General features: G+C 70.9%; 13 protein-coding genes. 10 read left to right on the forward strand and 3 right to left on the reverse strand.

The window, feature by feature from the left end:
* From ACIHAA_RS18805 to ACIHAA_RS18820, 4 genes are all read left to right on the forward strand, one after another.
* Nucleotides 1-591: a GNAT family N-acetyltransferase gene (locus ACIHAA_RS18805; protein WP_399818434.1), complete on the forward strand. Its 591-nt coding sequence runs from the start codon at nucleotides 1-3 to the stop codon at nucleotides 589-591.
* A gap of 17 nt (nucleotides 592-608) precedes the next feature.
* Entirely contained in the window at nucleotides 609-1,103 is a 495-nt protein-coding gene (locus ACIHAA_RS18810) for a beta-carotene isomerase domain-containing protein (protein ID WP_399818436.1), read from the forward strand.
* Nucleotides 1,104-1,217: 114 nt separating this feature from the next.
* Complete coding sequence (locus tag ACIHAA_RS18815) at nucleotides 1,218-3,290, forward strand: SpoIIE family protein phosphatase (RefSeq protein WP_399818438.1); 2,073 nt, start codon at nucleotides 1,218-1,220, stop codon at nucleotides 3,288-3,290.
* Between the two features lie 57 nt (nucleotides 3,291-3,347).
* Entirely contained in the window at nucleotides 3,348-3,776 is a 429-nt protein-coding gene (locus ACIHAA_RS18820) for a hypothetical protein (protein WP_399818440.1), read from the forward strand.
* An 88-nt stretch (nucleotides 3,777-3,864) separates the two neighbouring features.
* Here ACIHAA_RS18820 and mgrA read toward each other — a convergent pair whose 3' ends face one another.
* Nucleotides 3,865-4,908 (reverse strand): L-glyceraldehyde 3-phosphate reductase, encoded by a 1,044-nt coding sequence (mgrA, locus tag ACIHAA_RS18825; RefSeq protein ID WP_399818442.1) that lies wholly within the window; start codon nucleotides 4,906-4,908, stop codon nucleotides 3,865-3,867.
* 221 nt (nucleotides 4,909-5,129) lie between these two features.
* Between mgrA and ACIHAA_RS18830 the strand changes: the two genes are divergently transcribed.
* Complete coding sequence (locus ACIHAA_RS18830; RefSeq protein ID WP_399818443.1) at nucleotides 5,130-5,573, forward strand: ATP-binding protein; 444 nt, start codon at nucleotides 5,130-5,132, stop codon at nucleotides 5,571-5,573.
* A 79-nt stretch (nucleotides 5,574-5,652) separates the two neighbouring features.
* Here the strand turns inward: ACIHAA_RS18830 and ACIHAA_RS18835 are convergent, their stop codons facing one another.
* The gene (locus tag ACIHAA_RS18835) at nucleotides 5,653-9,309 is read right to left on the reverse strand and encodes a GDSL-type esterase/lipase family protein (RefSeq protein WP_399818444.1); all 3,657 of its coding nucleotides are present in this window, start codon (nucleotides 9,307-9,309) and stop codon (nucleotides 5,653-5,655) included.
* Between the two features lie 299 nt (nucleotides 9,310-9,608).
* Between ACIHAA_RS18835 and ACIHAA_RS18840 the strand changes: the two genes are divergently transcribed.
* The 3 genes from ACIHAA_RS18840 to ACIHAA_RS18850 are packed head-to-tail and all read left to right on the forward strand — an operon-like array spanning nucleotide 9,609 to nucleotide 11,765.
* Nucleotides 9,609-10,145: a winged helix-turn-helix transcriptional regulator gene (locus ACIHAA_RS18840; protein ID WP_399818447.1), complete on the forward strand. Its 537-nt coding sequence runs from the start codon at nucleotides 9,609-9,611 to the stop codon at nucleotides 10,143-10,145.
* Nucleotides 10,146-10,200: 55 nt separating this feature from the next.
* A complete protein-coding gene (locus ACIHAA_RS18845) occupies nucleotides 10,201-10,707 on the forward strand; it encodes an SRPBCC family protein (protein WP_399818449.1) in 507 nt (168 codons plus the stop codon).
* Nucleotides 10,707-11,765: an LLM class flavin-dependent oxidoreductase gene (locus ACIHAA_RS18850; RefSeq protein WP_399818451.1), complete on the forward strand. Its 1,059-nt coding sequence runs from the start codon at nucleotides 10,707-10,709 to the stop codon at nucleotides 11,763-11,765. The genes ACIHAA_RS18845 and ACIHAA_RS18850 overlap by 1 nt, the downstream gene beginning before the upstream one ends.
* A 151-nt stretch (nucleotides 11,766-11,916) precedes the next feature.
* On the opposite strand, the gene ACIHAA_RS18855 is transcribed toward ACIHAA_RS18850, so the two are convergent.
* Nucleotides 11,917-12,138, reverse strand: coding sequence for a hypothetical protein (locus tag ACIHAA_RS18855; RefSeq protein WP_399818453.1), 222 nt, complete (start codon nucleotides 12,136-12,138; stop codon nucleotides 11,917-11,919).
* Nucleotides 12,139-12,184: 46 nt separating this feature from the next.
* Between ACIHAA_RS18855 and ACIHAA_RS18860 the strand changes: the two genes are divergently transcribed.
* Both ACIHAA_RS18860 and ACIHAA_RS18865 read left to right on the forward strand, forming a co-directional pair.
* Nucleotides 12,185-12,394 (forward strand): DUF5988 family protein, encoded by a 210-nt coding sequence (locus ACIHAA_RS18860; RefSeq protein ID WP_399818455.1) that lies wholly within the window; start codon nucleotides 12,185-12,187, stop codon nucleotides 12,392-12,394.
* A 199-nt stretch (nucleotides 12,395-12,593) separates the two neighbouring features.
* Nucleotides 12,594-13,877, forward strand: coding sequence for a beta-ketoacyl synthase N-terminal-like domain-containing protein (locus tag ACIHAA_RS18865; RefSeq protein WP_399818572.1), 1,284 nt, complete (start codon nucleotides 12,594-12,596; stop codon nucleotides 13,875-13,877).
* Nucleotides 13,878-13,908: the final 31 nt, after the last annotated feature.

Genomic DNA, 13,908 nt, shown 5'->3' on the forward strand with positions numbered 1-13,908 from the left:
ATGACCTGGGCACAGAAGGCGGCAGCCGTCCTGGAGAACGAGCACGTACGGCTGCATCCGGTGACGGAGGCCGACCGCGAGGGGATCCGGGCGGTCGCCATGGATCCGGACATCTGGCGGTACTTCGTGGCGGCCGTGGAGAACGAGGCCGATTTCAAGGTGTTCTTCGACACCTGTCTGGCCGACCAGGCGGCCGGGCGGCGGGTCGTGTTCGTCGTCACCGACAAGTCGACCGGCCGGATCGCCGGTTCGATGAGCTACGGCAATCTCGCCGAGGCCGACGCCCGGCTGGAGATCGGCTGGTCCTGGCTGGGCCGCGACTTCCGCGGCAAGGGCGTCAACCGGTGGGTGAAGTACCTGCTGCTGGAGCACGCCTTCGAGCAACTGGGCGCGGAACGCGTCGAGTTCAAGACCGATGTGCTCAACCAGCAGGCCCGGCGGGGACTGCGCAACATCGGCGCGACCGAGGAGGGGGTGCTGAGGAGCTTCAACTACATGCCCGGCGGACGCCGTCGCGACGCCGTCTTCTACAGCGTCCTGCGTGCGGAGTGGCCCGGCGTGAAGGAACACCTCACGACCGGCGGGGAATGACGAGGGGGCGCCCGTACATGCTGGACGGCTTACTGCTCAATAAATTCCTCCGTGTCCACGCCCGCCGGGTGGGCTACCGCTCACCCGCCACGGGGTATGCCGCACTGGTCGACGAGACCGAGTACGAGCATGCCCGGCTGTCGGACGCGGAAGTGGTGCGGGCGGTGCACGGCTCGTACGCCGACTGGATGGGCGGGCGCCGCGTGGTCGGGGTCCTGGGCCGCTTCGGCCGCCTCGCCCCCCGCGCGGCGGCCCGGTCCCTCACCCTGGCCACCCCGCGGCTGTTCCGCTGGCTGGTGGGCCCGATCCGGCGCACCGGCCGGACCGAACTGGTGGTGGAGCGGTGCAGGTTCCTGACCAGCACCTCTCCGGAGATATGTGTACGCATCTGCAAGGGCCCCACGGAGACCTTCTTCACCGACTCGCTCCACATCCCCACCAGGCTGACCCCGGATTTCCGCAGCTCGAGCTGCCATGTCTCCTTCGCGCCGCCGCCCCCTCGACGCCGCTGACCGGTCCCCCGGCGGGGCCGCCCGGGATGTGCCCCGTTGGATTGGGACGACTATGGAAGGAGGCACAGCGGCCCGCGGCACCGGCCGTGACGTACGGGAAGAGGGGATCGGCGCATGGCGACGAGGGACTCCTCCCGGCCCGGCCGGCGCCCGGCCGCGGTCGGCCCAGCCGCCCCGCCCAGCGGCCTCCTCGACCTGCTGAGCGTCGCCGCGGTGGTGCTCGACTCGGGCGGCCGCGTGGTGTTCTGGAGCCCTCACGCAGAGGAACTGTTCGGCTACACCGCGGCCGAGGCCCTGGGCCGCTCCGCGGCCCGGCTGATGGTCCACGAGGAGCACTGGGACGAAGTGATCCGGCTGTTCGCCGAGGTCATGGGGTCCGGAGCCGACTGGGCCGGAGCCTTCCCGGTCCGGCACAAGGACGGCAGCACCCGGCTGGTGGAGTTCCGCAACATGCGGCTGCTGGACGACCGGGGCGAGACCTTCGCCCTGGGCCTGGCCGCCGACCAGGCGACCGTCGCCCGGGTCGAGAGGGACGTTGCCCTGTCCACCCGGCTGGTCTCCCAGTCCCCGATCGGGTTCGCCGTCCTGGACACCCGGCTGCGGTATCTGAGCGTGAACCCGGCCCTGGAGCGCCTGATGGGCCTGCCCGCCGCCGAGCACCTCGGGCGGCCGGTCCACGAGATCCTGGCGTTCCTCGACGTCACCGGCGTGGAGGAACGCCTGCGCCGGGTTCTGGACACCGGTGATCCGGTCGTCGACCGCCTGGTCGTGTGCCGTCCCCCGGCCGATCCCGAGCACGAGCACGCCTGGTCCGTCTCCTACCACCGACTGGAGGACTCGGGCGGCCGGGTGCTGGGCATCGCCTTCTCCATCATCGATGTCACCGAACGCCACCGCGCGGCCACGGAGGCGGCCGAGGCCCGGCAGCGGCTGGCGCTGATCGCGAGTGCGTCGGCGTCCGTGGGCACCACCCTCGACCTGGAGACGACGGCCCACGAGCTGGCAGACGTCCTCGTGCCGGTCCTCGCCGACATCGCCGTCGTGCATCTCCTCGACAGCGCCCTGTCCGGGCGGCCCGCGCCGTCCTCGGGCCCGGCCCGCTTCCATGTGCTCGCCGTCGGGGCCGCCCGCCCCGAGGAGGCCACCCGCCCGGAGGACCGCCCCGGCCAGGGCGCCATCTGCGGCAGCGACCATCTGATCACGCGCTGCGTGCAGACCCGCCAGCCCGTGCTGGTGCCCCGCACCACCGCCGCGGACCTGCCGAGGATCGGGGACCACCCCGGCACCGTCGCCCGGCTCGCGGCGGCCGGACTGCACTCCTATCTGGCCGTCCCCCTCGTGGCGCGGGGCGAGGTCCTGGGCGCCCTCGCCCTCCAACGCACCCACCATGCGGACCCCTTCGACGAGGACGACGCCTTCCTGGCCGGGGAACTGGCCGCCCGCGCCGCGGTGTGCATCGACAACGCCCGCGGCTACCAGACCCAGCGCCACGCGGCCCTCACCCTGCAACGCAGCCTGCTCCCCGAACTCCCCTCGCGCCGCCCCGGACTTGAGGTCGCCTGGCGCTACGAGCCCGCGGGTGCCGCCAGCGAGATCGGCGGCGACTGGTTCGACGCCATCCCGCTCCACGGCGACAAGACCGCCCTGGTTGTCGGCGATGTGATGGGCAGCGGCATCAACGCCGCCGCCACCATGGGCCAACTCCGCAGCGCCACACGGGCCTTCGCCGAACTCGACCTGGCACCCGCCGAGGCCCTGCGCCATCTGGACCATCTGAGCGAGGGCATCGCCCGGGCCATCACCACCTGCCTCTACTGCGTCTACGATCCGCACCGGGGCCGGTGCGACATCTCCCTGGCGGGCCATCTGCCACCGGCCCTGATGCGCTCGGGCGGCCCGGCGCGGCTGCTCGGCCTGCCCCCGGGCGTGCCCCTGGGCGTCGGCGGCGTCCCCTTCGACACGACCACGGTCGCCTTCCGCCCCGGCGACCTGCTCGCGCTGTACACCGACGGTCTGGTCGAGACCAGGAGCGACCCCATCGACGTCCGCCTCGCCGCCCTGCGCGACGCCGTCACCGCCACGCGGCAGCAGGACCTGGAGGCGACCTGCGACCACCTTCTGGCGATGCTGCGCCCACCGGCCGGGGAGGACGACGTGGCCCTGCTCCTCGCCCGGGCCCGGGCCTGAGCGCGCACCGTACGGTCCGGTGTGTTTGCGGGGAGCGCGAGCGGTAACGCGGTGTCCATGAGTGAACCGAACAGCGGAACGAATCAAAGGACCGAGACCAAGCGGACGACCGCGTCGAAGGCCAGGCAGGCCACCGGCAAGGCCACCGCTCCGGCCTCGAGGACCGCGAAGAAGGCCGCGGCCTCGGCGGACGGCGCCGCGTCGGCGGCCAAGTCCGGCGCCGAGCGCTCGGCGGAGTCGGCCACCGGGGCCGTGCAGGCCGCGGCGAAGGGGGTCGAGGTGAGCCGCCAGGCGATCGTCGCGACCTCGGGCCAGGTCGCGGCGACGGCGAAGACGGCCTGGACGGTCATAGCCCACCGCAAGCTCGTCGCCGCGGGTGTGGGTGCGGGCCTGACCGCGCTCAGCGCCGCGTCCTACGCGGTGGGCCGCCGGTCGGGGCACCGACCCCAGGGTCCCCTCACCCGGCTCACCGGCGGCCGGATCTGACGCGCGGGCGGGCGCGGCTGCCGCCCGCTGCCGTGCGCCGTCGGCGGGCAGCGGGCGGACCGTGCGGAACCGCCCGCGCCACCGCCGGTCAGCGCAGGTTGCCCAGACGGGCGTCCTGCCACAGATCGACGCCGCCGTCCATGGCATACGTGTCGATCTCGGCCAGCTCCTCGTCGCTGAAGTCCGGGTGCTCGAGCGCGGCGACGTTCTGCTCCAGCTGCTCCACCCGGGAGGCGCCGATGACCAGCGAGGTCACCCGCCTGTCCCGCAGGGCCCAGGCGAGGGCCATCTGGGCCAGGGTCTGCCCGCGGCGGGCCGCGATGCCGTTGAGGGCGCGCAGCCGCCGCATCATGTCCTCGGACAGCCAGCCGGTGTCGAAGGACGTGCCCTGCGCGGCACGCGAACCCTCCGGGATGCCGTCGAGGTAGCGCCCGGTCAGCAGCCCCTGGGCGAGCGCCGTGAAGCCGATGACCCCGAACCCCTCCTCCTGGGCGGCGTCGAGCAGTCCCTCGTTCTCGATCCAGCGGTTGAGCATGCTGTAGGACGGCTGGTGGATGAGGAGCGGGGTGCCGAGGTCCCGGAGGATGGCGGCCGCCTCCCGGCTGCGCTCCGTGTCGTAGGACGAGATGCCGACGTAGAGGGCCTTGCCCTGGCGGACCGCGGTGTCCAGTGCGCCCATCGTCTCCTCGAGAGGAGTGGTGGCGTCGAGGCGGTGGGAGTAGAAGATGTCCACGTACTCCAGGCCCGTACGGCGCAGTGACTGGTCGAGCGAGGCGAGGAGATACTTCCGGGAGCCGCCGCCCTGGCCGTAGGGGCCGGGCCACATGTCCCAGCCCGCCTTGGTGGAGACCACCAGTTCGTCCCGGTACGGGGCGAGGTCCTGCTTCATCAGGCGCCCGAAGTTGACCTCGGCGGAGCCGTACGGCGGCCCGTAGTTGTTGGCCAGGTCGTGGTGGGTGATCCCCAGGTCGAAGGCGCGCAGGGCGATGTCGCGCTGCGTCTCGAACGGCCGGTCGTCCCCGAAGTTGTGCCAGTAGCCGAGGGACAGGACGGGAAGGTCGAGCCCCGAGCGCCCGGAACGCCGGTAACGCATGGTGCCGTTGTAACGCTCGGGGTCCGCGACATGGTTCATCGGGTGGTCTCCGGATGGTTCGGTGAGGGGTGCCCCGCAGGGAGCGAGGGGACATGCCCACACTGCCTCCGCGTGATCCTCAAGTCCAATAGCTCCTTTTCATCGGATTCAGCGGTGTCGCTTCTGAATGGGTTGAATGGGCCGGCGGGCGTGGGTGGTCGGACACCGGGTAGACGGGAGAGGTGAACGGGGTGGCAGAGGCGGTCCGCATGGATCCATTTATGCAGGGGGAAAGCCGTACGAGGCCGGACGACGGCCCGATACGGACCACGATGGCGCTGGACGGCGACGGTGCGCGCATCGCCGAGGCGCGGCATCTCACGACGGCGTTCCTGGCCCGGGTGCAGGCCGATCACGGTGTTCCCGTGTCGGTCCGGGCCATGGACCTGACCCGGCTCGTGGTGAGCGAGCTGGTCACCAACGCGCGCAAGTACGCTCCCGGCCCGGTGCTGCTGGAGCTGCGGGTCGTCGGCGACCTGGTGGACGTGATGGTCTGGGACAGCGATCCGGTGCTGCCGACGGCCCGGACGACGGACCCCGGGAGAGTGGGGCGGCACGGTCTGGAGATCGTACGGGCCGTCGCCCGGGGTTTCGCGGTACGGCGGGAGCCGTTCGGCAAGCGCGTCACCGCCCGTCTGGCCCTGTGGGACGAAACGGACGGCTGACACCCTTCGGCCGCTCCCGCACCGGGGAGTGCCCGCGGGCCGGGTCGGCCCGCGGGCACATCGGTGGTGACTCCCGGCCTCAGCCGAGGGGCGCGGCCGCGGCCGGGTCCCTTCGCGGATCGGCGAGCGGGCCCAGCTTCAGCAAGGACTGCTGGGCCGGATCCGGCGCCTTGCCGCCGCCGGTGGAGGGCGGCGGTGTGGTTCCACCGGTCGACGGGGGTGGGTTGGTCCCGCCGGTCGACGGGGGTGGGTTGGTTCCGCCGGTCGACGGGGGTGGGTTGGTTCCGCCGGTCGACGGGGGTGGGTTGGTTCCGCCGGTCGACGGGGGCGGGAGCGGAGGCCGGACGCAGGAGGACTTGCCGGACTCCAGAGCGCCGTTGATCGCGGTGACGCAGAACTCGTAGTTCCAGTTCCCCGGGTACAGGAAGGCGATCCCGTGCTCGGGGCCGTCCGCGATGTAGGGATCCGGCGAGGCCGAGCCGCCGGGGGCGTTCACATTGCGCACCCACACCCGGTACCCGGCCGCTTCCGGGGACCCCTTCCAGTTCAGCTGGACGGTGGTGGGGTCGATGGACTTGACGGTGAGGTCCGTCGGGACGGCCGGGGTGCCCGCACCGACGGTCACGGACCGGCCCGCACCGGGGATTCCGCCGCCGGCCCGGTTCCAGGTCGCGACCGCGACGAGGTAGTGGTGGCCCGGGACGAGCCCGTCGATGTGGACGGACGTCCCCTTGACGGCCGTGCCGCCGATGAACGCCCCGGGGACGTCCCGGTCCCAGGTGATGATCTGGTACCGGTCGATGCTGTCGGTGTACGGGCCCTTCGCCGGGTCCCAGGACACGTCCACGCCCGTGGCGGTCGCGCGGGTGACGATGTTCCCCGGCGCGGCGGCGGTCTCGGGATGTGAGGTGGCGCTGGTCATCATCCAGGCCGACGCGCCGTCGGTGTAGTTGTTGGTGCGGACCTGGTATTCCCAGGTCCAGCCGTCCTGGGTCCAGGTGGTGTCGAAGCGGTTGGACGGCACCACCGCCTCGTTCCAGTTCGGGGCGCCCGCGATCCGGTAGCGGACGGTGTAGCCGCGTGCTCCGAACACTGGGTTCCAGGTCACCTTGATTCCGCTGGGGACGGACTCCGCCTTGAGCCCGGACACCGGCGCGATCGGCCGCGCGGGGAACGCGGGAATGTGGTCCGGCGTGGACTGCCCGATCCCGAACCGCTCGTTGAGGGTGCGCGCGTAGGCGTAGGCGATCTGGTACTCACCCGTGAGATTGGGGTGCAGGCCGTCATAGCCTGCGGGGCAGCCGGTGGGTTTGCAGCTGTAGGACCCTTCCCAGTCGACCAGTTTCACCGGGGAGGCGGAGGTGCTCCAGGTGGGGGTGGCGTCCTTGAGCATGGCGTTGTACTGGTTGGTCTTGTCGACCAGGTCCTGGCGGCCGTTGATGAAGAGCCGCTGCGGGACGTTCGCCACGGCCATCTTGACATCGGGTTTGGCGGCCCGGGCCCGGTCGACGAGGGTCTTCATGCTGTCCAGCGTGCCTTTCGCATCGCTGACGAACCAGCCCATGTCGTTGAAGCCGATGCCGAAGAGGATCAGGTCGGGCTTGTACTGCGCGACCATGGGGCCGATCAGGTCCTTGTCCTGGGCGGCCTGGCGGCCCCACACGGCGAAGTGGTCGCTGTCGAAGCCGGCCGGGATGTCCTGGTGGTAGGCGCCGGAGACAGGGGGGTTCGCCACCGAGGGGTTCTCGGGCGGCTCGTTCTGGAGCCGGGGCGGGGCGGGCGGCCCGGTCGGGTCGGGCTGCTTGGTGCCCCGGTAGGGGCCGACGAAATCGACGGGCACATGCTGGTCCTTGAACCACTGCCACAGCCGGTAGCGCCAGGTCCAGTCGCCCTCCATCCCCTCGGTCATGGAGTCGCCCACCACCATCACCTTCAGGGGCGGGTTCGAGGTCGGGTCCCCGCTGCCCGAGGATGCGGTGTCGTCGATGCCGCTGTCGTCGACCACCAGGTCGGCGGGGTTCACCACGACCTTGTCCGGATCGACGACGGCTCCCGACGCCGACAGACTGCTCAGCCGGGTCACATAGGCCTCGGCCATGGCCTTGTAGCCGTCGTCGTTGGGCACTCCGTCAGCGCCCTGCGTGGTGTCCACGAAGCTGGAGTCGTGGGGGAAGGCGATGGGGACCTGCTGGACCGGCTGGCCCGAGCGGCGGGCGGAGGCGATGGCCGCGCTCGACCGCGCGAGGTAGGAGGAGTCCCCGTTGTACATCTTGTCGCGGACGGCCGGCGACTTGGACGGGGCGGGATCGCCGACCAGCACCATCGTGTTCGGCAGGACGTAGTGGATCTGATCGATCAGGGCGTGCAGCCGGTCCGCCTCCTGGGCCGCCGTCAGGTCACCGTTGTTGGTCAGGTCGTTGGCGACGTCGAGTTGGAGCAGCACGACGTTGGGTTTGTAGGTGCGCAGGTCACCGACGAGATGCTGGCGCAACTGGTCGATGTTCTGGCCGGGGAACGCCTCTTCCTGGTTGTCGCCGTCCGAGACCTCTCCGCTGCTGACGGAGCCGACGTAGTCGAAGCCGGGCGCACCGGCGTCCGCCGCGCGCGTCCTGGCGAACTCGTGGTAGGCAACGCACTTGCCCTTGGGGCCGTACGCCATGCAGATGCGCGTCTGGTCGCGCCAGCCGTTGGCGGCGTACTCCCTGTGCCCGTTGAAGCCGTCGACACCGAAGCCGCCGACCGGCATCGTGGCCAGCGGTGGACGGTTGTCCGCCCGTGAGGGCACGGGGAAGATGTACACCGGTTCATGGTCGGAGCCGCCCTGGTTCGGCTGCACGCTCCCCTCGAGACGGCCGTGGTCGGTGGTCGTCACGGCGAAGTCGAGTTCCCGCTCTTCCCCGTCCGGGCTCCGGTGAGTGGGGCGGCCGCTGCGCACGACGTTGAGCGGGTCGTCGGTCGGTGTGGGAATGTCGTTGTATCCCCGCCGGGCGACCAGGGTTTCGGGCCTGGTGTTGAAGTCGGCTCCCACCGTCCAGTCGTACCGCACGCCCGCAGGCTGGGCGCTCCGGACGGCGTTCCCGATCGCGGTCAGCATGGTGACCGCGTCGCCGCCGCCTCCCGACAGCGCGTGGTAGCTGAAGTACCAGTCGTTGCCCAGGCGGATGCCGATGGCGGGACGGCCGACGTTGCTGCCGTGCGGGTTGTCCACCACCATCGCTTCGTCGACCCGGGTGGTCGACATCACGATGGTGTTGACCCGGCCGCCCGGCCTCGTGGGATCGTTGGTCTGGAGGAAGACCATGTACCAGTCGGGGGCCCGGCTGCCGCGGGGCCAGCGGGCATAGGTGACCAGCGGATTGCCGACGGTGCCCGGCGGGTTGTTCAGCAGTACGGCGCTGTCCGGGATGTCGGGACCCGCCTCCTGGAGCATGACGACGTCGGACGGGGCCCCGTTGAGGATGCGGGGAATGTACGAGGACCACAGGCTCTGGCCCGACGAGGTCGCGCCCTGCATGTTCCAGGTGAGGAAGGGAGTCTCAGCCGGGGGTGCCGCGTGGGCCGCCCCGGCGGCCAGGACGGTGAACGGCACCACCAGGAGCGCGCACAGCAGCGCCTGGACCGTGCCGAGGGCAAGGGATCCGACCCGTCGTCCGCCTAATTGCGTCCGGGCGGTTCGCCCTGCCCCCGATGGTGTCCGGGCCCGGTCGGGCGGGCGGGGAGTGAGGTGTGTGGTCATCGACGGGTTGCGCCTTCCGGTTGATTTGATCACGCCAAATCCGAACATATCCCACGCCTGATCAACTCCCGCTCCGGGGAACGGCTTTGAGCTCCTGGCCATTCCCAAGACCGGCACCCGGCGCCGTCCCGGCGCGACCGGCGCCCGGCGCCGTCCCGGCGCGACCGGCGCCCGGCGCCGGGCCGACGCGCGGCGCGACCGGCACCCGGCGCAGGCCGGAACGGCCGGTCCTGGCCAGACGGCCGTTTTCTCCTTGCTCATCTGCTGGGTTTTTTCATGACACTGGCTAGGGTGACAGCATGAAACGGACGTCGTTCTCCCACTGGCCCTGCTCGATCGCCCGGACCGTCGACCTGCTCGGCGACACCTGGACGGCCCTTCTGCTGCGCGAGGCCTTCTACGGGATCCGCCGCTTCGACGAGTTCCAGCAGGAGCTGGGCATCGCCCGCAACACCCTGGCCGACCGGCTGTCCCGGCTGGTGGAGGAGCGGGTCATGGAGAAGCGCCCCTACCAGGACGAGCCGCGGCGCCACGAGTATGTGCTCACCGAGAAGGGGCGGGACCTGTTCGCCGTGCTGGCCGCGATGTCCCGGTGGGGCGACCGGTGGCTGGCGGGGGAGGAGGGTGTCCCGGTGGTGCTCCACCACCATGCCTGCGGCCATGACGCCCAGGCCGAAGTGGTGTGCTCGGTGTGCCGGGTCCCGCTGGAGGCCGAGGACGTCTCGATGCGGCTGGGGCCCGGCTATCCGGAGCGGCTGAAGCAACGCCCCGACGTGCGGCGGCGGTTCGGCCTCGACCAAGCGGACCCCGGCCCCGCTGGTTCCCTTGACAGGTAGGTCTTATGAAGCAACTCTGGTGGTCAAAACCTCGACGCTGAGGAGGCTGGCCGACTTGGAGTGGACGGGCGCGCGCTACGCGGACAAACCCACCGTGGAGGTGAGGACCTGGATCGACGCCCCACCGGACCGGGTGTGGCCCCTGGTCAGTGACATCGGGCTGATGCCGGACCTGAGCGATGAACTCCAGTCGGTGGAGTGGCTCGACGGCGCCGAGGAGCCCGCCGTGGGAGCCAGGTTCCTCGGCCGCAACAAGCACCGGGCACTGGGGGAGTGGCAGACGACCTCCCATGTGGTCGAGTGTGTGCCGGGGACGGTCTTCGCCTGGGCGGTGGGGACCCCGGCCGATCCGGCTGCCGTCTGGCGCTTCCGGCTGGAACCCCGGGACGGGGGCACCGAGCTGACGCAGTGGATGCAGTTGGGCCCGGGCCGCTCCGGTCTGTCGATGGCCATCGACCGGATGCCGGACAAGGAGCAGAAGATCGTGTTCGTGCGGCTGCGCGAGCTCGAGTGCGGCATCACCGCCACTCTGGAGAAGATCAAAGAGAGGGCGGAGTCCTGATGCGCACTGCCACCACGGTCGAGGCGTCCGGTGGCGAAACCTGGCCGCAGGTGGCCGAGTTCGTCGTCGAGGCCGAGAAACTGGGCCTGGACATCTGCTGGGTGGCCGAGGCGTGGGGCTCGGACGCGCCCTCCGCACTCGGTTACTACGCCGCCCGCACCGACCGCATGCTGCTGGGCTCCGGCGTCATACAGCTGGGGACCCGCTCCCCGGCGGCCGTGGCGCAGACCGCGATCACGTTGTCCAATCTGTCCGGCGGGCGTTTTCTGCTCGGTCTTGGCGCCTCCGGACCCCAGGTGATCGAGGGCCTGCACGGGGTCCCGTTCGCCCGGCCACTGAGGCGTATGCGGGAGACCGTGGAGATCGTGCGGCGACTGGCCGACGGCGGCAAACTGTCGTACACGGGATCCGAGTTCACCATTCCGCTGCCGGGCGGCGAGGGTGTCCCGATGCGGCTGTCCATGCGCGCGGAGCACCGGATCCCCGTCTATCTGGCCGCCCTGTCACCGGCCATGCTGCGACTGACCGGTGAGGTCGCCGACGGCTGGCTGGGCACCAGCTTTGTGCCCGAGGGCGCGGCCGAGGCCTACTTCGCCCCTCTCGACGACGGGCTGGCCCGCGGCGGCCGCACCCGGGGGGACCTCGACATCTGCCAGGGCGCCGAGGTCGCCTTCGCTCCCGACGAGGAGGCACTCGGCGCGATGACCGCCCGGCGCAAGAAGGAACTGGCCTTCAGCCTGGGCGGGATGGGATCGTCGTCCACCAACTACTACAACAACGCCTACAGCCGCCAGGGCTGGGCCGAGACCGCCGCCGAGGTGCGCGAACGCTGGCAGGCCGGGGACCGGGACGGCGCGGCCGCCCTGGTGACCGACGACATGGTGCTGGGCACCACGCTGATCGGCACCGAGTCCATGGTGCGGCAGCGGCTGAGGGTGTGGCGCGACGCCGGTGTGGACACCGTCCGGCTCTACCCGGCCGGTCAGACGCTTCAGGACCGGCTCACCACCCTGGGCAGGGCGATCGAGCTGGTGCGGGAGGTCGACGACACCCCGTGAGCCACGGCCGCGGGACGGCCCCGGCGCAGGAGGCGCCCTCCCGCGGCAGCGGCGGCCGCCCCGCCCGGGGAGCCGCCGCGGAAACGGCCCCGGCCACCGGTGTGACGTTTTCCGGAAGGGAAACGATTCGCCGCAGGTCGGGACCCGTTTGTCATCCCTGGCCGGTATTCGATGCACGGTCTTGCATTTCATCCAGGTCGTTGTATGCGCCGGTGCGCCCCACTCCTCCCGGGTCGCTCACGCGCACGACCATTGGCGTACGGAAATCCTCTGTGAGCGTGCGCTCTTTTCGTGCTTCGACACCCCGCTTATGCCGGTCGTCCGGCAGATCTAACTTGGCGGCAGGCTTGAACTCCTCTTCAGGACAGAGCATCCGGCCTGCTGTCCCAGCCTTTTCGCCTCTCAGGGGTGATGCTCCCATGTCTTCCCCCGGTCTTGCCCTGCTCAAAGGCGGTCCGAGCGACGCTCCACAGGTCGTGAACGCACCGCCCGGCGGAACCGACGACCCGGTGAAGCTCGCCTATCGCGATGGTTACGACCACTACGAATTCACCGGCGAGTTCACCGACATCGGTGCGGGTCCCATGCCTGTGTACCGCTGGACGCACCATACCCGGTACGCGGAATAGCCCGGACCTCTCATTCGCAGCAGCCAACGGCGAGCGGGCCTCACCGAAGAACCGGTGCGGCCACCTCTTTTTCGGCGGTGCACCCCACGCACCCATCACCGCCTCGTGGAGGTTCATGATGAAAAGTACCCTTTACCGGCCCCCGGACGACGGGAATTCGGACAGGTCGGCCCGCGGCGGCACCAACGCCAGGGACGTCATGGTGACCGGCATGGGATTCTGCCTGCCGGGCAGCAGCCGGCCCGTGTTCACCGCGGACGACATCTGGGACGTCGCCTCCCGCGGCACGTCCTGCCTGGCCCACGGCGACGTCTACTACGGAGCGGTCGACCTGTCCCAGGCCATGTTCGACGCGCGGCTGCCCGACATCCCGCCCACCTTCTCCCGCCACTACACCAACGCCCACCGGTTCGGCCTGGTCTCCCTGGTGGAGGCCTGCGCGGACGCCGGTCTGGACTTCCGGGCGGGCGATCTGACCGGAGCCGCGGTACTGGCAGGGCGCGGGGGAGTGGACTCCAACGTCGAGCCCTACCTGGCCGTACTGACCGCCGATCCGCTCACCACCGGCCCCGAGGAGGCCATGGAACTGTTCGTCCGGGGCCAGCAGGGACTGACCCCCTCGGACGTCTCCCTGGTGCAGGGCGCCCTCATGCGGTCGACCGGACCCTGCTTCACCGTCTCCTGCGGCTGTGCCTCGTCCGCGGTACAGCTCGGCACCGCACGGCAGTTGATCGCCGACGGCGTGGTCGACCTCGCCGTGGTGTCCGGTGTCGACCTCTTCGGCCTCGATGTCATCCTCAACGTCCAGCGGCTGCTGCGCTCCGCCCAGGGCGCCTACGAGACCGTACGCGTCGAGGGCATGCCGGAACTCCTGCCGTCCTTCGACCGGTTGATGCGGCCCTACGACCGCCGGGCGGACTGCGTGAACCACGGCGAGGGAGCCGCCACCCTCGTCCTGGAGTCCCGGCGCCACGCCGAGGCACGCGGCGCACGCCCGCACGGCCGGATACTGGCCAACGCCATGACCCGGGACGGCCTGGTGAACCCCCTGGCCAGCGACGACAGCGGCGACGCACTGGCCGATGCCGTACGGCGGTGCCTGGGGGACCGCTGGGACCTCTCGCAGGTGCCCTACATCCACGGCGGCAGCGACGGGGACGTCGTGGTCACCGCCTTCGAGGCCAACGCGGTCCGGCAGCTCTACGGTCCGGACAGCGATGTGGTGATGACCTCGCAGGAAGCCTGCTTCGGCCACAACGGGGCGCCCTCCGGCTGCGTCGGAGTGGCACTGAGCCTGCTGATGATGGAGCGGGGACAGATCTGCCCCACCGCCAACTGCGAACAGCCCGCGGACGGCCTGCCGTTCGACCCCGTCGCCGGCACGAGCAGCAGACCCCTCGACTTCGACTACGCGCTCACCTGCAACTACCAGATCGGCGGGGTGAAAAGCGTGATCCTCGTCGGCAGCCCGGACGCGCTCTGACCCGGGCCGGCCGGACCGCGCACGCCCCGGA

The sequence above is a fragment of the Streptomyces sp. NPDC052040 genome, assembly GCF_044548405.1.
Taxonomy (GTDB): Bacteria; Actinomycetota; Actinomycetes; order Streptomycetales; family Streptomycetaceae; genus Streptomyces.

Coding starts and splice junctions, on each gene's coding strand:
- ACIHAA_RS18805 (WP_399818434.1), top strand. CDS start 1: ATGACCTGGGCACAGAAGGCGGCAGCCGTCCTGGAGAACGAGCACGTA.
- ACIHAA_RS18810 (WP_399818436.1), top strand. CDS start 609: ATGCTGGACGGCTTACTGCTCAATAAATTCCTCCGTGTCCACGCCCGC.
- ACIHAA_RS18815 (WP_399818438.1), top strand. CDS start 1,218: ATGGCGACGAGGGACTCCTCCCGGCCCGGCCGGCGCCCGGCCGCGGTC.
- ACIHAA_RS18820 (WP_399818440.1), top strand. CDS start 3,348: ATGAGTGAACCGAACAGCGGAACGAATCAAAGGACCGAGACCAAGCGG.
- mgrA (WP_399818442.1), bottom strand. CDS start 4,908: ATGAACCATGTCGCGGACCCCGAGCGTTACAACGGCACCATGCGTTAC.
- ACIHAA_RS18830 (WP_399818443.1), top strand. CDS start 5,130: ATGCAGGGGGAAAGCCGTACGAGGCCGGACGACGGCCCGATACGGACC.
- ACIHAA_RS18835 (WP_399818444.1), bottom strand. CDS start 9,309: ATGACCACACACCTCACTCCCCGCCCGCCCGACCGGGCCCGGACACCA.
- ACIHAA_RS18840 (WP_399818447.1), top strand. CDS start 9,609: ATGAAACGGACGTCGTTCTCCCACTGGCCCTGCTCGATCGCCCGGACC.
- ACIHAA_RS18850 (WP_399818451.1), top strand. CDS start 10,707: ATGCGCACTGCCACCACGGTCGAGGCGTCCGGTGGCGAAACCTGGCCG.
- ACIHAA_RS18855 (WP_399818453.1), bottom strand. CDS start 12,138: ATGCTCTGTCCTGAAGAGGAGTTCAAGCCTGCCGCCAAGTTAGATCTG.
- ACIHAA_RS18860 (WP_399818455.1), top strand. CDS start 12,185: ATGTCTTCCCCCGGTCTTGCCCTGCTCAAAGGCGGTCCGAGCGACGCT.
- ACIHAA_RS18865 (WP_399818572.1), top strand. CDS start 12,594: ATGGTGACCGGCATGGGATTCTGCCTGCCGGGCAGCAGCCGGCCCGTG.